This window comes from Micromonospora sp. NPDC005806, from assembly GCF_042871425.1.
Taxonomy (GTDB): Bacteria; Actinomycetota; Actinomycetes; order Mycobacteriales; family Micromonosporaceae; genus Micromonospora.
This window is the reverse complement of sequence record NZ_JBIAIL010000005.1, coordinates 178,264-194,434: the sequence shown is the minus strand read 5'-3', so window position 1 is coordinate 194,434 and position 16,171 is coordinate 178,264. Positions and strand designations below refer to the sequence as shown.

The 16,171-nt window shown below is 74.4% G+C and carries 15 protein-coding genes; 8 read left to right on the top strand and 7 right to left on the bottom strand.

The window, feature by feature from the left end; translation table 11 throughout:
• The first annotated feature begins 40 nt into the window (after nt 1-40).
• The 4 genes from ACFYOS_RS08795 to ACFYOS_RS08780 all read left to right on the top strand — a co-directional run bounded on the left by ACFYOS_RS08795 (nt 41) and on the right by ACFYOS_RS08780 (nt 3,461).
• Entirely contained in the window at nt 41-1,810 is a 1,770-nt protein-coding gene (locus ACFYOS_RS08795; protein ID WP_387137195.1) for a proline--tRNA ligase, read from the top strand.
• Between the two features lie 56 nt (nt 1,811-1,866).
• A complete protein-coding gene (locus ACFYOS_RS08790) occupies nt 1,867-2,286 on the top strand; it encodes a CBS domain-containing protein (protein ID WP_387137192.1) in 420 nt (139 codons plus the stop codon).
• A 96-nt stretch (nt 2,287-2,382) separates the two neighbouring features.
• On the top strand, nt 2,383-2,808 hold the full coding sequence (locus ACFYOS_RS08785) for a SufE family protein (RefSeq protein ID WP_387137189.1): 426 nt from the start codon (nt 2,383-2,385) through the stop codon (nt 2,806-2,808).
• Between the two features lie 20 nt (nt 2,809-2,828).
• Nucleotides 2,829-3,461, top strand: coding sequence for a DsbA family protein (locus ACFYOS_RS08780; protein WP_387137186.1), 633 nt, complete (start codon nt 2,829-2,831; stop codon nt 3,459-3,461).
• 49 nt (nt 3,462-3,510) lie between these two features.
• On the opposite strand, the gene ACFYOS_RS08775 is transcribed toward ACFYOS_RS08780, so the two are convergent.
• From ACFYOS_RS08775 to ACFYOS_RS08755, 5 genes are all read right to left on the bottom strand, one after another.
• Nucleotides 3,511-4,059, bottom strand: a complete 549-nt coding sequence (locus ACFYOS_RS08775; protein WP_387137341.1) for a YbaK/EbsC family protein — start codon at nt 4,057-4,059, stop codon at nt 3,511-3,513.
• 72 nt (nt 4,060-4,131) lie between these two features.
• Nucleotides 4,132-4,326, bottom strand: coding sequence for a hypothetical protein (locus ACFYOS_RS08770; RefSeq protein WP_387137183.1), 195 nt, complete (start codon nt 4,324-4,326; stop codon nt 4,132-4,134).
• 37 nt (nt 4,327-4,363) lie between these two features.
• Entirely contained in the window at nt 4,364-5,143 is a 780-nt protein-coding gene (locus ACFYOS_RS08765; protein WP_387137180.1) for an SDR family oxidoreductase, read from the bottom strand.
• A gap of 451 nt (nt 5,144-5,594) precedes the next feature.
• Nucleotides 5,595-6,977, bottom strand: coding sequence for an MFS transporter (locus ACFYOS_RS08760; RefSeq protein WP_387137177.1), 1,383 nt, complete (start codon nt 6,975-6,977; stop codon nt 5,595-5,597).
• A 55-nt stretch (nt 6,978-7,032) separates the two neighbouring features.
• On the bottom strand, nt 7,033-7,293 hold the full coding sequence (locus tag ACFYOS_RS08755; RefSeq protein WP_387137174.1) for a hypothetical protein: 261 nt from the start codon (nt 7,291-7,293) through the stop codon (nt 7,033-7,035).
• A gap of 228 nt (nt 7,294-7,521) precedes the next feature.
• Between ACFYOS_RS08755 and ACFYOS_RS08750 the strand changes: the two genes are divergently transcribed.
• Nucleotides 7,522-12,051, top strand: coding sequence for an HAD-IC family P-type ATPase (locus ACFYOS_RS08750; protein WP_387137171.1), 4,530 nt, complete (start codon nt 7,522-7,524; stop codon nt 12,049-12,051).
• 76 nt (nt 12,052-12,127) lie between these two features.
• Here the strand turns inward: ACFYOS_RS08750 and ACFYOS_RS08745 are convergent, their stop codons facing one another.
• Nucleotides 12,128-12,547: a CBS domain-containing protein gene (locus ACFYOS_RS08745; RefSeq protein WP_387137168.1), complete on the bottom strand. Its 420-nt coding sequence runs from the start codon at nt 12,545-12,547 to the stop codon at nt 12,128-12,130.
• A gap of 118 nt (nt 12,548-12,665) precedes the next feature.
• Here ACFYOS_RS08745 and ACFYOS_RS08740 point away from each other — a divergent pair, with 118 nt between their 5' ends.
• The 3 genes from ACFYOS_RS08740 to ACFYOS_RS08730 all read left to right on the top strand — a co-directional run bounded on the left by ACFYOS_RS08740 (nt 12,666) and on the right by ACFYOS_RS08730 (nt 15,173).
• Nucleotides 12,666-12,956: a hypothetical protein gene (locus ACFYOS_RS08740; RefSeq protein ID WP_387137165.1), complete on the top strand. Its 291-nt coding sequence runs from the start codon at nt 12,666-12,668 to the stop codon at nt 12,954-12,956.
• Between the two features lie 211 nt (nt 12,957-13,167).
• Nucleotides 13,168-14,673: a protein kinase gene (locus tag ACFYOS_RS08735; RefSeq protein WP_387137163.1), complete on the top strand. Its 1,506-nt coding sequence runs from the start codon at nt 13,168-13,170 to the stop codon at nt 14,671-14,673.
• Nucleotides 14,674-14,714: 41 nt separating this feature from the next.
• Nucleotides 14,715-15,173: a GNAT family N-acetyltransferase gene (locus ACFYOS_RS08730; protein WP_387137160.1), complete on the top strand. Its 459-nt coding sequence runs from the start codon at nt 14,715-14,717 to the stop codon at nt 15,171-15,173.
• A 3-nt stretch (nt 15,174-15,176) separates the two neighbouring features.
• Here ACFYOS_RS08730 and ACFYOS_RS08725 read toward each other — a convergent pair whose 3' ends face one another.
• Entirely contained in the window at nt 15,177-16,130 is a 954-nt protein-coding gene (locus ACFYOS_RS08725) for an L-threonylcarbamoyladenylate synthase (RefSeq protein ID WP_387137338.1), read from the bottom strand.
• Nucleotides 16,131-16,171 lie beyond the last annotated feature (41 nt).

The following is a 16,171-nucleotide window of genomic DNA, read 5'->3' as shown; positions in this document are numbered from 1 at the left end:
AGGATCGCCCGCCCGGCCGCGCGGGTCGTACGCTGCGGCAATGCTGTTGCGCATGTCGACTCTGCTGCTCCGGACCCTGCGCGAGGACCCGGCCGACGCGGAGGTGCCGAGCCACCGGCTCCTGCTCCGCGCCGGCTACGTCCGCCGCGCCGCTCCGGGCGGCTACACCTGGCTGCCGCTGGGCAAGCTGGTGCTGGACCGGGTGACCGAGATCGTCCGCTCGGAGATGGCGGCGATCGGCGACCAGGAGGTGCACTTCCCGGCGCTGCTTCCGGCCGAGCCGTACCGGACCAGCGGCCGGTGGACGGAGTACGGCGACGACATCTTCACCCTCGCCGACCGGAAGGGCGCCGAGCACCTGCTCGCGCCGACCCACGAGGAGATGGCCGCGCTGCTGGTGAAGGACCTCTTCACCTCGTACCGGGACTTCCCGGTGACGCTCTTCCAGATCCAGACGAAGTTCCGCGACGAGGCCCGGCCCCGGGCCGGTCTGCTGCGCGGGCGCGAGTTCCTGATGAAGGACGCGTACTCCTTCGACCTCGACGAAGCAGGGCTGCAGGCTGCCTACGACCGGCACCGCGACGCCTATCAGAAGATCTTCACCAGGCTCGGACTGGACTTCACCGTGGTGCACGCGATGTCCGGGGCGATGGGCGGCTCGGCGTCGGAGGAGTTCCTGGCCGCCACCCCGGTCGGCGAGGACTCCTTCGTCGGCTGCACCGCCTGCGACTACGCGGCCAACACGGAGGCGGTGGTGACCCGCGCCCCGGCCGCCGGGGACCCGGACGTCCACCCGGCGACCGAGGTGCACGACACCCCGGAGACGCCGACCATCGCGTCCCTGGTCGAGCTGGCCAACGTCCGCGCGCTCGCCGGCCGCACCGACTGGACCGCCGCCGACACGCTGAAGAACGTGGTGCTGACCGTCCGCCGGCCCGGCGCCGAGCAGGCGGAACTGCTGGTGATCGGGCTGCCCGGCGACCGCGAGGTGGACCTGAAGCGGGTCGAGGCCGCGGTGCACCCGGCCACCGTGGCGGTCTTCGACGACTGGCCGGCCCACCCCGAACTGGTCCGCGGCTACCTCGGGCCGCAGATCCTCGCCAAGTACGACGTCCGCTACCTGGTCGACCCCCGGGTGGTGCCCGGCACCACCTGGCTGACCGGGGCGAACGAGCCGGGTCGGCACGCCACCAACGTGGTCTGTGGGCGGGACTTCACCCCGGACGGGACCATCGAGGCCGCCGAGGTGCGCCCCGGTGACCCCTGTCCGGCCTGCCAAGACGGCGAGCTGACCATGCGCCGCGGCATCGAGGTGGGGCACATCTTCCAGCTCGGCCGCCGGTTCACCGACGCCTTCGCGGTAGACGTGCTCGGCCCGCAGGGCAAGCCGGTCCGGCCCACCATGGGCTGCTACGGCATCGGCGTGTCCCGGGCGGTCGCGGCGGTCGCCGAACAGCACCACGACGACCGGGGGCTGGTCTGGCCGGCGGCGGTCGCGCCGTGCGACGTACACCTGATCGCCGCCGGGAAGGGGCCGCAGCTCGACGCGGCGCTCGACCTCGGCGGACGCCTCGCCGACGCCGGCCTGCGGGTGCTGGTCGACGACCGCACGCACGTCTCCGCCGGGGTGAAGTTCACCGACGCCGAGCTGATCGGCATCCCGCGCGCCGTCGTGGTCGGCCGCCGTCTCGCCGAGGGGTACGTCGAGCTGCGCGACCGGGCCTCCGGCGAGCGGATTGAGCTGCCGGTGGACGGTCTGGTCGAGCGTCTGCGCGACGAGGCGGGCGCGACGCGCCGCGACCGGGTGTAGCGAACGCGCCACGGGGTACCGCCCCAAAATTAGTCAAAGGTGTTTCGGAGGCTCTCATGTACCGGGTCAGCGATGTGATGACGAAGCAGGTGGTCTACCTGCCGGCGGAGACCCCGCTGGACGAGGCGGCCAGGGTGATGAAGGAGTCGGACATCGGCGACGTGGTCGTCACCGACGGCGCCACCCTGGCCGGCATGCTGACCGACCGCGACATCGTGGTGCGGGCGGTGGCCGAGCGGGCGGACCCGGCGAAGACCACGATCGGATCGATCATCACCCGCGAGGTGGTGATGATCGAACAGCACTCGACCGCGAGCGAGGCGGCCGCGCTGATGCGCGAGCGCAACATCCGGCGGGTGCTGGTCTGCGACAGCGACCGCAAGCTGGTCGGCATCGTCTCCCTGGGCGACCTGGCCATGCAGCTCGACCCGAACTCCGCGCTCAGCGACATCAGCGAGGCCGCTCCGAACATGTGAAAGGAGGGGCCCTTCTTGACGCCTCCGGTGGAGGACGGGCCCCTTCTTGACAGGCTGGCTCGGACGGCGACCATGCGCTGCGGATAGCCTCGGGGAATGTCCGAGATGCCGAGCAAGCTGGCCGAGATCGTCGACGAGTTCGCCGCCGCACCGCGCGACGTGGTGCTGGAGATGCTGCTGGAGTTCGCCGACGTGATCCCGCCCCTGCCCTCAGGGGTGGACCGGGCCGAGCTGGAGCAGGTCCCGGAGTGCCAAACGGCGTTCTTCCTGCGCGCCGAGGTCAACCCGGACAAGACGGTGACCACCATCTTCGACTGCCCGCCGGAGGCACCCACCACCCGCGCGTTCGCCGGCATCCTCGCCGAGGGCCTGGCCGGGGCGAGCGCCGACGAGGTGCTGGCCGTGCCGGACGACCTCTACCAAAGGATGGGGCTCGCCCAGGCGATCAGCCCGCTGCGGGTGCGCGGCGGCACGGCGATCCTGGCCCGGCTGAAGCGCCAGGTCCGGGAACAGATTTCCTGATCGACGGGTTGTCGCTGGTCATGGAGATCGAGATCTACGCCGACGTGGTGTGCCCCTGGTGCTGGATCGGCAAGCGCCGGCTCGAGCAGGCCCTGGAGACGTACGACGGTGAGGTCACCGTGCGGTTCCGGCCGTTCCAGCTCGACCCGACGCCGGTGACCGAGCCGAAGCCGCTGATCGAGGCGCTGGGCACGAAGTTCGGCGGCCGGGACAAGGCCGAGGGGATGGCCGCCCACGTCACGCAGGTCGCCGCGGGCGCGGGCATCGACATGCACTTCGACCGCGCGGTGGCCGCCAACACCTTCGAGGCGCACCGCCTGGTCCGGTTCGCCGCCGAGCGGGGCCGCGCCGCCGAACTGGTGGAGCGGCTCTACCGGGCGCACTTCCAGGACGGGATCGACGTCGGATCGAAGGATGCGCTGATCAAGCTCGCCACCGAGGTCGGTCTGGACGAGACCGAGGCCCGGGAGTACCTGGAGTCGAACCTCGGCCGGCGCGAGGTGGCCGCCGACCTGACCGCCGCGCACCAGCTCGGCGTCTCCAGCGTGCCGACCTTCGTGCTCGCCGGGAAGTACGCCGTCACCGGCGCCCAGGAGCCGGAGACCCTGCTCGCCGCCCTGCGCGAGGTCGAGCAGCGCGAATCGGCCAAATGACCTTCATCGATCTTGTTCCACGTGAAACAAGATCGATCAGGTTGACCGTCTAGGCCGGCCTGGCCAGGTCCTCCACCACCGTTGCCCCGGGCAGCGCGCCGAGCGCGGGCCCGGGCAGCGCGATCTTGCTGAGTCTCACGCCGGACCCGATGATCACGTGCGGCGTGGCGATCACCCGCGAGTCGACCAGGATCGGCCACTCCTCCGGCAGGCCGATCGGGGTGATCCCGCCGTACTCCATCCCGGTCAGCTCGACCGCCTCGGCCATCGGCGCGAAGCTCGCCTTGCGCACGTCCAGCATCCGGCGGACCACGCCGTTCACGTCGGCCCGGGTGGTGGCGAGCACCACGCAGGCCGCGTACCGGGTCTCGCCACCCCGCTTGCCGGCGACCACCACGCAGTTCGCCGACTCGTCCAGCCCCACCTCGTACGCCGCGCAGAACGCCGCCGTGTCGGCCAACTCGGCGTCGATCGGGGCGACCAGCACGTCGTCGACGTCCACCGGCGCCTCGTCGGGCCACCGCTCGATCGCGGCGGCGACCGGCGGCGCCAGCAGGTCCAACCGGGTACGGGCGGGCTCGGTCTTCAGCGTCCCCATCACGGGTGCGATCCTCGCATCCGCCACCGGGTTCCGCTCCCCGACGGGCCGGCCCGTCCCGGCCTCCGGACGTCAGGAGCCGGTGAGGAAGGCGTTCTCGCGGGCGAACGTCCGGTCCTGGTGGGCCGCGAGCTCCTCGGCCCGCTGCATCCGGGCGCGGTGCGTTTCCACGTCTTCGATGCCGTGCCGGACACCCAGCCGGACCACGCCGTAGAGGAAGACGAAACCGAACACGTACAGGATCACGGTGGTGACGAAGACCAGCATGCGGTCACGGTAGGGCGGCACCGAACCGCAGAAGGTTTCATTTCCGGCCGGTTCCCCCGTACGTGTCGGCCAGGTGGTCGGCCCAGGTCCGGGTGCCGGTCGGGGTGGCGGTGGTGGTGAGCCCGCCCGAGCGCAGCGCCCGGCCGAGCCGCCCCGGGATGCGGACCGGCAGCAGCGGGCGATGGGATCGGCGGGCCGCCCGCCACGCCCGTACCGCCTCGTCGAAGCGGAGCACCTCCGGGCCGCCGAACTCCTCGATCCGGTGCGACGGACCGGCGGCCAGCATCACGGTGAGCCGCGCTGCCACCTCGCCCGGGTCGATCGGCTGGGCGAGCACCGCCCGGTCGCCGACCACCGGGCCGAGCCGGCTGCTGGTGCGCAGCAACTCCTCCAGGAACTCCGGAAACTGGGTGGCCCGCAGGATGCTCCACGGCACCGACCCGGCCGCCGTCACCTGCTCGGCCGCGAGCTTGTGCCGGTAGTAGCCGAACGGCACCCGATCAACCCCGACGATCGAGACGTACACCAGGTGACCCACGCCGGCGTGCCCGGCCGCGACGACCAGCCGGCGGGTGCCCAGCACATCGATCTGGTGGGTCCGCCCGGACGGTGAGGACGCCAGGTGGAGTACGGCGTCGACGCCCGCCACCGCCCCGGCCAACCCCTCGCCGGTGGCGAGGTCGGCCGCCACCCACTCCATGCCGTCCGCCTCCCGGGGATGCCGGCTCACCGCCCGTACGGTGCACCCCTCGTCCCGAAGTCGCGGCAGCACCACCCGCCCGAGCCGCCCGCTCGCCCCGGTCACCAGCACTCGCATCGGCCACTCCTCACCCGCGTTCGACGACCGGACGGGACGGCGGCGCGGTTCGTGACGAGCCGCGCCGACCAGTGCCGCGTCCGCCGATCATCACCGGCACGACGATCGGGCGCGGCGGAATCGAGCCGTACGCCGGCATCTCGGCGGACCGGCAGGGGTCGCGAGACGCTGTCGAGCTGATGTCGTAGCCGACTCAGCCACGACATCGGACGCCCAGTTCGCCCGTTATCGAGGCGAGCCTTCGGGCGCGACCGAGCCGGTTACCGACCCGCGTGAGTCGTTGACGACATCAGCTCGAAAGCGGCCCGAGAAGCACTGGTCGCCCCGGCAACTTCGGGATGAGACCCTGGCCGATCGCCCGGACAAGGGGACGGGCACCGGTACCAGTCAGCCCGGCAGGACCCGGCACAGCCAAGGCCCGGACCCTCCACAGCCAAGGCCCAGGGCCCGGTCAGGCGGTGGCCGCCGGGCGGACCACCACCCGGCCGGCGAGCAGCACGCCGAGCAGCGCGCAGCCGGCCGCCACGGCCAGGGTGACCGTGTATTGCGCCGGACCGGGGGCCGCGCCGACGGCGAGCACCGCGCCGGTCAGCGCCAGCACGGTGGCCGCGGCCAGCGAGTCGCCCAGTTGCAGGGCGGAGCTGTTTCGGCCCTGCTCGTCCGGGGCGGAGAGCGCCAGGGTGAGCACCGACAGGGACGGGTAGAGCAGCCCCATGCCGAGGCCCGCGATGGCCCAGGCGAGCACCGCCAGCGCCACCGGCACGCCGGGCAGGACGGCCAGTGTGACCCCGGCCGTACCGGCGGCGACGCAGGCCAGGCCGGCCCGGGGCAGGGTGGCGGCGGACCGCGGCGTGGCGAGCCGGCCCTGGATCCACGAGCCCACCGACCAGGCGAGCGCCCCGACGGTCAGCACCAGGCCGGCCGCGGTCGGCGAGAAGTGCCGTTCCCGGGAGAGCATCAACGGGATCACCACCTCCGCCCCGGCGAACGCCGCCGAGGCAAGGCCCCGCAGGCCGATCACCGTGGGCAGCCCCCGCGCGGCCCGCAGGAAGCCGACCGGCAGCAGATGCGGAACGCAGACCAGCAGCCCGACGAGCGCCGCCCCGACCAGGCCGACGGCGAGCGCGCCGCGCTGCTGCCCCCCGTGGTGCAGCAGTGCGGCGCTCGCCCCCGCCCCGCAGGCCCAGCCGATCCGGGCCAACGCGCCGGCCGGCGGCCGGACCCGGTCCGCCGCGCCCAGCGCCCGCAGCCCGGGGTGGATCAGCAGCACCGCCGGCACCGCCACCAGCGGCACCGCGAGGAAGACCCACCGCCAGCCCAGGTGCTCGACGATCAGGCCGGCCAGCGCCGGGCCGACCAGCGACGGCACGACCCAGGCCGCCGCGAACGCGGCGAAGACCTTGCGCCGCAACTCCTCCGGGTACGCCTGCCCGACGATCACGTAGAGCGCGACGGAGAGCAGTCCGGAGCCGAAGCCCTGCACCACCCGGCCGACGACCAGCACCCCCATCGTCGAGGCCGCCCCGGCCACGACCAGCCCCGCCACGAACCAGGCCACGCCGTGCCACATCGGCACCCGCGGTCCCCGCGCGTCGCACCAGATGCCGGAGACCACCATCGCCACCACGCCGGAGGCGAACGGGCCGCCGAAGGCGAGCGCGTACAGACTCAGCCCGTCGAGGTTGCGGGCCACCGTGGGCATCGCGGTGCCGACCGCGAGGGCCTCGAACGCCAGCAATGACACCAGGGCGACACTGCCCACGGTCATCGCCCGCAGGCGCGGCGAGTACAGGTGGGCGGGTGGGGCCGCCGGAGCGGCGGTGGCGGTCGACATGGGCTCAAGCCTCGGACCTCAACCCACGTTGAGGTCAACGGTGAGCCCGGTCTCGTCAGGTCGACTCGAGCGCCTCACCGATGCCCTTGACCAACCCGGACATGTGCTGGTCGGCCAGCAGGTGCCCGGCGGTGATCACCAGGGCCATCGGCCACTCGATGATCTGGAGAGCGGCGAGCACGCCAAGCCCCGCGTAGTAGGCGATCTTGTCCGGCGGGGGCACCGCCACCTCGCCCAGCATCGGGATCTCCACCCGCCGGCAGTAGGTGTTGAGCGACTCGTGCGCCCCGCTGAGGTGCCGCGTCAGCGTGCTCATCTCCGCCTCCCCGTTCCGACGACCACTTCGACGTGCGAGCGGCATTCCACCGGCGACCTGGTCCATGCCCCGGGCAGCGGGGAACTTTCCCCCGCTGTGGGGGCATAACGGACGCCACGCCGGGAAGTCGGGCCGCCGGGACGAGGGTGCGGGAGGCGAGATGGCGTACGGCGAGCACGGCGACGGGAGCACCGGGGAGCGGGGCCGACTGCTCGGCCGTACGCCTCGATGACGTCGCTGGGCCGGTACGCCGGCCTCCTGCTGTCGCCGGCCCAGCTGCCGGACGCCGTCGCACGGGTCGCCCGTACCGTCGCCACCGCCGTGCCGGACGCCGCCCGGGCCACCGCCTCGGCGGCGCAGGACGCCGCCCCCCGCACGGTCGGCGAGGCGGCGGGGAGCGTGGGCGCGGCGGCCACCCGGCTGGCCCGGCTCGCCGGGCTGACCCGCCGCCGGGTCTGGTCCCGGGCCGGCCGGCACCACATCGAGGTGCACGGCGTCTGCCAGGACGGCGGCGACCGGCTTGCCCGGCAGGTCGAGGCGGCGCTGGAACGGATCCCCGGGGTGGCGTGGGCCCGGGTGAACGCGCCTTCCGGACGGGTGATCGTCGCCGTGGAGGAGCCGAAACCGAAGCTGCGCGAGCTGATCGCCACCGTCGCGCGCGCCGAGCGGGTGTGCCCGTACGAGCCGGACCCGGAGGTCCCGCCGCCGCACCCACCCGAAGAGGGCCCGCGTACGCCCCGCACCCTGGGTGCGCTGGTCTCCGACGCGCTCGGCCTGACCATCTCGGCAGCCACCCGAATCCTGCCGTTCACCCCGGTCCCCGGTGAGGTGGCCGGCTTCCTCGCCGCGGTCGACCTGCACCCGAAGCTGCACGCGCTGGCCGACCGGGGACTGCGCGCGGACCCCCGTGCCGACGTGGTCTTCCCGCTCGCCGAGGCGGTCGTGCAGGGCCTCACCGGCGGCTGGGCCGGCATCGTGCTGGACGGCGCGCAGCGGGTGGTCCAGTGGGGCGAGGCGCGGGCCCAGCTCACCGCCTGGTCGAAGGCCGAGCCGAGGCTGACCGGCAGCCCGGAGCGGGCCGTCGCCCGCGCGCCCGACCGCGAGCGCCCCAGCCCGGTCCCCGACGGCCCGGCCGAACGGTACATCTCCCGGGCGCTCGCCGCCGGGGCCGCGGCCGGCGCGGCGGCGGCGCCGGTGGCCGGCGGGAAACGGGCCGCGGCGCTGGCCCTCTCCTCGCTGCCCAAGGCGCCGGGCAGCGGCCGCGAGGGATACGCCGCCCAGCTCGGCCGGATGCTGGCCCGGCGCGGCGTCATCGCCATGGACCGCAGGGTGCTGCGTGAGCTGGACCGGATCGACACGGTGGTGCTGGACACCCGGGTGCTCGGCTCGGACCGCGGTGTGCTGGCCGACCTGGCGCCGCTGCCCGGCGCGGACACCGGGCAGGTCGCCGCCCGTGCCTTCGCCCTCTTCGACCCCGCCGAGCCGGACGGGGTACGGCAGGCCGACGGCTGGCGGCTCGGCCCGCTGGACCGGATCGACGCCGACGACCCCGGGGACACCCCGGACAGCCGGCGGCTCCGCGAGGACGGCGGCCAGCTGCTCGGCCTGGCGGACGGGTGCCGGCTCGCTGCGGTGCTCCGGGTCGAGCCGGAGCCCGCGCCCGGCGTGGACGCCCTGCCCACCGCCGTACGCCAGGCCGGCCTGCGGCTCGTGGTGGCCGGTGACGACGACGGCCGGTACGGCTTCGCCGACGCGTTGGTGCCCGGCGGCGCCCACCTCACCGACTCGGTACGCGCCCTGCAACGCCAGGGCGCCGTGGTCATGCTGGTCTCCGGCGACCGGGCCGGGCTGGCGGCCGCCGACTGCGGGCTCGGTGTGTCCGACCCGGACGACCTCCCGCCGTGGGGCGCGCACCTGCTGGTCGGCGGCGACCTGCGGATCCCCGCCCTGCTGATCGACGCCACCGGGGTGGCCCGCCGGATGACCGGGCAGAACATCCGGATCGCGATGGCCGGCAGCGGCCTGGGCTCGCTCGGCGCGTTCACCGCCGCGCCCGAGCAGCTTCCCGGCCGGATCCTCGGCGCGGTCAACGGCGCCGCCGCGCTCGCCTTCGCGCACGGCGTGTGGCGGGCCCATCGGCTGCCCGACCGCACCCGCACCCCGACGCCCGCGCTGACCGTGTGGCACCTGATGCCGGTGCAGACCGTCCTCGACCAGCTCGGCACCGACCAGAACGGGTTGACCAGCGAGGAGGCGGTCCGCCGCCGCCGGGAGGTGACCGGGGACGGGGCCGGACCGGCCGGGCTGCTCCGCGTCTTCGTGGAAGAGCTGTCCAACCCGCTCACCCCGGTGCTCGCCGCCGGAGCCGTACTCTCCGCCGCGTTCGGCTCGCTGGTCGACGCGGCGCTGGTCGGCGGGGTCGTCGGCGGGTCGGCGCTGGTCGGCGCGGTGCACCAGCGCAACACCGAGCGGTCCCTGGCCGAGCTGCTGTCCCGCTCGGCGGTGACCGCGCGGGTGTTCCGCGACGGCGTCGAGCAGGTGGTGGCCGCCGAGGACCTGGTGGCCGGAGACGTGGTCGCGGTGGGCCCCGGGGACGCCATCCCGGCCGACTGCCGGGTGATCAGCTCGGACGGGCTGGAGGCCGACGAGTCGTCGCTGACCGGCGAGTCGCTGCCGGTGGCCAAGTCCCCCGAGCCGGTGGTCGCGGCGGCCGTCGCCGAGCGGCACTCCATGCTGTACGAGGGCACCACCGTCGCCGCCGGCCACGGCACCGCCGTCGTGGTGGCGACCGGGGAGGAGACCGAGGCGGGGCGGAGCCTCGCCATGGCCCGGCAGGCCCCGCCGGCCAGCGGGGTGGAGACGCGGCTCGGGAAGCTGACCAGCGCCGCCGTACCGCTGGCGGCCGGCTCGGCGATCGCGGTGGCCGGGGCGGGACTGCTCCGGGGCGTACCTCTGGCGGAGACGGCGGCGACCGCCGCGAACCTGGCCGTGGCCTCGGTGCCGGAGGGGCTGCCGTTCCTGGTCAGCGCCGCGCAACTGGCGGCGGCGCGGCGGCTGGCCGAGCACGGGGCGCTGGTCCGCAATCCCCGGACCATCGAGGCGCTGGGCCGGGTCGACGTGCTCTGCTTCGACAAGACCGGCACCCTGACCGAGGGGAAGCTGCTGCTGGCCGGGGTGGGCTCCGGCGACGACCGGTACGCCGCGCCGGACCGGTTGGACGAGGCGCTGCGGTTGACCCTGGCCACGGCGCTGCGGGCCACCCCGCCGGCGGCCGACCCGGACGAGCTGCCCCAGCAGACCGACCGGGCGGTACGCCGGGGCGCGGGTACGGCCGGCGTGGTGGAGCAGACCGGCGCGGCGGACTGGACGGCGGTGGGCGGGCTGCCGTTCGAGCCGTCCCGGGGCTACCACGCCACCGTCGGGCGCGACGCCGACGGCCTGCTGCTCAGCGTCAAGGGCGCTCCCGAGTCCGTGCTACCGCGCTGCACCGCCCGCCGGACCGCCCGGGGCGACGAGCCGCTGGACGGGATCGGCCGGGACGCGCTGCACGCGATGCTCGCCGAGCGGGCCGGGGCCGGGCACCGGATCCTCGCCGTCGGCGAGTGCCGGGTCGGCACGGAGTCGGTCACCGACGAGCAGGTCGAAGGGCTGGTCTTCGTCGGCTTCCTGGCGCTCGCCGACGGGGTACGCGAGAGCGCCGCGCCGGCGGTCCGCCGGATCCGTCAGGCCGGCGTGCACACCATCATGATCACCGGCGACCATCCGGCCACCGCCGAGGCGATCGCCGCGACGATCAGCCCCGACCACGGCGAGCAGCAGGTGGTCACCGCGACCGACCTGGACCGGCTCGACGACAACGCGCTGGCGGAGCGGCTGATGGCGACCGACGTGGTGGCCCGGTGCACCCCGGCGCACAAGGTCCGCATCATCCAGGCGCTGCAGCGGCACGGCCGGACCGTGGCGATGACCGGGGACGGCGCCAACGACGCGCCGGCGATCCGGCTGGCCGACGTGGGCATCGCGCTCGGCCAGCGCGGCACCCCGGCGGCCCGCGCCGCCGCCGACCTGGTGGTCACCGACGACCGGTTGGAGACGATCATCGCCACCCTGGTGGAGGGACGGGCGATGTGGTCCTCGGTCCGCCACGCGCTGAGCATCCTGGTCGGCGGCAACCTCGGCGAGATCGCGTTCAGCGTGCTCACCGCCGCCAGCACCGGCCGGTCCGCGCTGACCGGCCGGCAGCTGCTCCTGGTCAACCTGCTCACCGACCTCGCGCCGGCGCTGGCCATCGCGGTCCGCCCGCCCGCCTCGGACCGGGCCGACCACCTGCTGCGGGAGGGGCCGGACACCTCCCTCGGCGAGACGATGACCCGGGAGATCGCACTCCGCGCGGGAGCCACCACGCTGGGCGCGACCGCGGGCTGGACTCTGGCCCGCTACACCGGGCGGGACCGCCGGGCCGGCACCGTCGCGCTCGCCTCGCTGGTCGGCACCCAACTCGGCCAGACCGTGCTGGCCGGCGGCACCAGCCCGACCGTCCTGGCCTCCACGGCCGCCTCGATCGGCGTGCTGGTGGCGGTGGTGCAGACCCCCGGGGTCAGCCAGTTCTTCGGCTGCACCCCGCTCGGCCCGGTGGGCTGGACCATCGCCACCGGCTCCGCGCTCGGCGCCACCTTCGCCAACGGCGCGCTGACCCGGCTGGTCGACCGCCTCCCGCAGCACGGCCTCCGCCCGCATGGCCAGCCCGATCAGGGGTAGGCCGACTGACATTCCCGGAGAGCGACCGCCGCCCTCCCCGGCCCAGGTCCGAAAGCGCGGCGGTCGACCGGTGGCGTCAGCCGCGCTCGGAGATGGCCTCGATGAGGTCGCCCACCGGGCGCTCCGGCAGCGAGCGGGCCACGTCGGCGACGGCCACGATGCCGACGAGGTCGTGCCCGTCGATCACCGGCAGCCGGCGTACCTTGTGCTGGCCCATGGTCCGCAGGATCTCGGCCGCGTCGTCGTCCGCGCCGATGGTCACCGCCTCACCCTGGGCCAGCTCACCGGCGGTGACGCTGCCCGGGTCCCGGCCCTGGGCGAGCACCTTCACCACGATGTCGCGGTCGGTCAGCATGCCCTTGAGCCGGTTGTCGTCGCCGCAGATCGGCAGGGATCCCACGCCCAGCTCGGCCATCCGCCGAGCGGCGGTCCGGAGGTCGTCCTGCTCCCGGACACAGCTCACGTTGCTGGTCATGATGTCGCGTGCGGTCGGCATTGGAATGACACCTCACTTTCCGGGGGTTGTTACCTGTTCTCCTACCCCCGCCGCGCCCGGCCATGCCGGGGACATGGACGGCAGCCCGGCGGGAACGCAGCCGGTGGAGGTGGTGGAGATGCCCTTCATCCAGACCGTGGAGTACCAGACCGACCGTCCGGCCGAGGTGCGGGCGCTGATCGAGGAGTGGAGCCAGGAGCACCCGTCCCCCGGACCGGCCCGGCTCACCCTCGCCGAGGACCGGGACCAGCCCGGCCACATCATGGTGGTCGCCGAGTTCGACAGCTACGAGCAGGCGATGCAGCACAGCGCGCAACCGGAGACCGGCGCGTACGCCGAGCGGATGCGGCGGCTGGCCAAGGGGGAGCCGCGCTACCTCAACCTGGAGGTGGCCCACCGGGAGACCTGACCACGGTTCGGTGGTCAGCGCGAGACGGACCAGGGGAGTCCTCGAAGCTGTCGACGCCGGCCGGTCGTTTCCTCGGTGCCGATGGCGCGTTGACCAGCTTGGGGGATCGTCCACCATGAAGAACTCCTGAGGGTTCGTCCGATGACCCCGATGCCGGCCGTCGCGTCACCGCCCCCTGTGTAGCGGCGCGCAGGGTTGGAGCAGTGACGCCGTGCTGAGACGTCTGCTGGATGGCCGCTACCAGTCCGAGGAGCTGTTGGGCAGCGGCGGCATGGGTGAGGTGTGGCGCGGGCGCGACCTGCGCCTGGACCGCCCGGTGGCGATCAAGGTGCTCGCCGCGGCCGGCCTGAAGGAGCCGATGGCCGCGGAACGCTTCGACCGGGAGGCCCGGGCGGCGGCCGGGCTGGCCCATCCGCACATCGTCGCTGTCTACGACTTCGGCACCGAGGGGGACGACTCCTACCTGATCATGGAACTGGTGGCGGGGCGGACCGTGTCCGCACTGATCGCCGACGGCCCGCTCACCGTCCTGCAGGCGTTGTCGATCGCCGTACAGACCTGCGACGGGCTCGCCGCCGCGCACGCGGCGGGGGTGGTGCACCGTGACGTGAAGCCGGGCAACCTGATCGTCACCGGCAACGGCACAGTGAAGATCTGCGACTTCGGCATCGCCCGCCTTCCTTGGGCAGAGGGGGAGAAGACCCTCACCGAGCCGTCGACCAAGCTCGGCACCAGCTCGTACATGTCTCCGGAGCAGGCCCTCTGCCAGCCGGTGGACCACCGTACCGACCTCTACGGGCTGGGCTGCACCCTCTACGCCATGCTCGCCGGCCGTCCGCCGTTCGTCGGCGAGCAGCTCAGCGTGCTCCACCAGCACGTTAACGAGCCACCCCCGCCGCTGCGCGAGCGCCGGCCCGACGTACCCGCCGAGCTGGCCGCCCTGGCCGTCGAACTGCTGGCCAAAGATCCCGCCGACCGGCCGACCGGCGCGGCCGAAGTCCGGGACCGCCTCGCCGCCCTGCTGCCCCGGGCCGGCACGCCGGTTCCCCTCGTGTCGGTCACCCCGGCAGACCCGGGCCGGCCGGAACGGTCCACGCCGGCGATCGCTCTTCCGCCCAGGCCGGACGCCGACTTCGCGGCACGACCCGGGCCGGACTCCCGGCCGGCACGGCATCGACGCGCGGTGCTGCTGGCGGCGGCCGTGCTCGGCGTCGCACTGCTCGCCCTGACCGGCGTCACGCTGCTCGACCGCGGCGACCACACCTCGCTCGCGGGACCGACCACGCCGCCGGCATCGGCCACCACCGCCGTGGCGCCCCGTGTGCCGGCCGTGCCGCTCACCGTCGCGCCCGCCACGCCGACGGTGCGGGCCGTCGCGTCCCCCACCCGCAACCCGGCCAGCCCGACACCGAGCCCTCAGGCCACCTCCCGTACGTCGAGCCCCACCCCACCCGCTGACCCGATCGTCGGCATGCGCCAGTCGATTCGGGAGCAGGTGGAAGCCGGCCGGTTGAACCCAGATGCCGCGAGGGACCTGCACGCCAAAGTGGACGCGAACGCGAAGGAGATCGCCGAGAGGGACACCGACCAGGCCGAGGAACAGCTCAAGAAGCTGCGGGACAAGCTCGGCGAGCTGCGACGCGACGGCAGGCTCACCGCCGACGGCTACGATGCCCTGACCGCCGACGCCGACCGGATCGCCGCCGAGCTGCGGTAAAAGAGTCGAGGTGGCCGCCGAACAACCGCTAGGGTGCCGCCGTGCCGCCACGCCTGGAAAAGATCACCCCCGACAATGTCCTGGCCGCCTGCGCGATCACCGTCCGACCCGGCCAGGCGGGGCTGGTCGCCCCGGTCGCCCGGTCGCTCGCCGAGGCGTACGCCCAGCCGGAGGTGGCCTGGCCGCGGCTGATCGTGGACGACGACCGCCCGGTGGGCTTCCTGATGGGCTTCCTCGACATCGCGTGGCGGCCGGACGACCCGAGCGACGTCCGGTCCTGGCTGTGGCGGCTGACCATCGCCGCCGACCAGCAGGGCCAGGGGTACGGCCGATTCGCCGTAGCGGCGCTGGCCGAGGAGCTCCGCCACCGGGGCGCGGAACGGCTCACCACCACCTGGGTTCCCGGCCCGCACGGCCCGGAACGCTTCTACCGGCGCCTCGGCTTCCGGCTCACCGGGGAGCTCAGCGGCGACCAGGTGGTCGGCGAGCTGGACCTGTGACGGTCAGTGCCAGGTGGCGGCGGCCCGCCGCAACCGGTCGTTGATCGCCCGCCCCACCCCGACCTCCGGGACCGGCTCGGCGACGATCTCCGTGACCCCGGCCGCGTCGAGCCGGTGCAGGGCGTCGAAGAGCCGCGCTGCCGCCTCGGTCAGGTCGCCCTCGGCCGACAGCACCTCCACCGCCGCCCACCCACTGACGGCCGGACGCTCCCGGAAGGCCAGGAACCCACGCCGGTCACCGTCGCCCGGTGCCGACTCCGCCGACGCCAGCCGCAGCGGCGTACGCGGGGCGTAGTGCGCGGCCAGCGTCCCGGGTGCCACCGGCTGGCCGGAGCTGCCCGGTCGTACGTCGACCGGCCCGATCGCCTCGATCAGCGCCTCCACCGGCAGCGCGCCCAGCCGGAGCACCACCGGTCGTTCGCCCCGGGCGTCCACGATGGTCGACTCGATGCCGCACCGGGTCGGTCCGCCGTCGAGCACCACGTCCACCGCGTCACCCAGTCCGGCCACCACGTGCTCGGCCCGGGTGGGGCTGAGCTGCCCGAACCGGTTGGCGCTGGGCGCGGCGACGGGCACCCCGGCGGCGGCGATCAGCGCCCGGGCGGACGGCTCGTCCGGCACCCGCACCGCCATGGTGTCCAGCCCGGAGGTCACGATCGGCGGGATCGCCGCCGGCCGGTCCACGATCAGGGTGAGCGGACCGGGCCAGAAGCGCTCGACCAGCGCGGTGACCGCCGGCGGCACCTCGCCGACGAGGTCGGGCAGGTCGGCGGCGTCGGCCAGGTGGCTGATCAGCGGGTCGAAGCTGGGCCGGGCCTTCGCCGCGAAGATCCGGGCCGCCGCCTGGGCGTCGAGCGCGTTCGCGCCCAGCCCGTAGACCGTCTCGGTGGGGAAGGCGACCAGCCCTCCGGCACGCAGGACGGAGGCGGCTTCGGCGATGCCGCTGTCGGCCGGCAGGACGCGCGGGGATCCGGTGCTCACGCACCGACGCTAGCCTG

What these genes read in the sequence shown, in the direction of transcription:
- ACFYOS_RS08795 (WP_387137195.1), top strand. Translation starts at nt 41, where the DNA reads ATGCTGTTGCGCATGTCGACTCTGCTGCTCCGGACCCTGCGCGAGGAC.
- ACFYOS_RS08790 (WP_387137192.1), top strand. Translation starts at nt 1,867, where the DNA reads ATGTACCGGGTCAGCGATGTGATGACGAAGCAGGTGGTCTACCTGCCG.
- ACFYOS_RS08785 (WP_387137189.1), top strand. Translation starts at nt 2,383, where the DNA reads ATGTCCGAGATGCCGAGCAAGCTGGCCGAGATCGTCGACGAGTTCGCC.
- ACFYOS_RS08780 (WP_387137186.1), top strand. Translation starts at nt 2,829, where the DNA reads ATGGAGATCGAGATCTACGCCGACGTGGTGTGCCCCTGGTGCTGGATC.
- ACFYOS_RS08775 (WP_387137341.1), bottom strand. Translation starts at nt 4,059, where the DNA reads ATGGGGACGCTGAAGACCGAGCCCGCCCGTACCCGGTTGGACCTGCTG.
- ACFYOS_RS08770 (WP_387137183.1), bottom strand. Translation starts at nt 4,326, where the DNA reads ATGCTGGTCTTCGTCACCACCGTGATCCTGTACGTGTTCGGTTTCGTC.
- ACFYOS_RS08765 (WP_387137180.1), bottom strand. Translation starts at nt 5,143, where the DNA reads ATGCGAGTGCTGGTGACCGGGGCGAGCGGGCGGCTCGGGCGGGTGGTG.
- ACFYOS_RS08760 (WP_387137177.1), bottom strand. Translation starts at nt 6,977, where the DNA reads ATGTCGACCGCCACCGCCGCTCCGGCGGCCCCACCCGCCCACCTGTAC.
- ACFYOS_RS08755 (WP_387137174.1), bottom strand. Translation starts at nt 7,293, where the DNA reads ATGAGCACGCTGACGCGGCACCTCAGCGGGGCGCACGAGTCGCTCAAC.
- ACFYOS_RS08750 (WP_387137171.1), top strand. Translation starts at nt 7,522, where the DNA reads ATGACGTCGCTGGGCCGGTACGCCGGCCTCCTGCTGTCGCCGGCCCAG.
- ACFYOS_RS08745 (WP_387137168.1), bottom strand. Translation starts at nt 12,547, where the DNA reads ATGCCGACCGCACGCGACATCATGACCAGCAACGTGAGCTGTGTCCGG.
- ACFYOS_RS08740 (WP_387137165.1), top strand. Translation starts at nt 12,666, where the DNA reads ATGCCCTTCATCCAGACCGTGGAGTACCAGACCGACCGTCCGGCCGAG.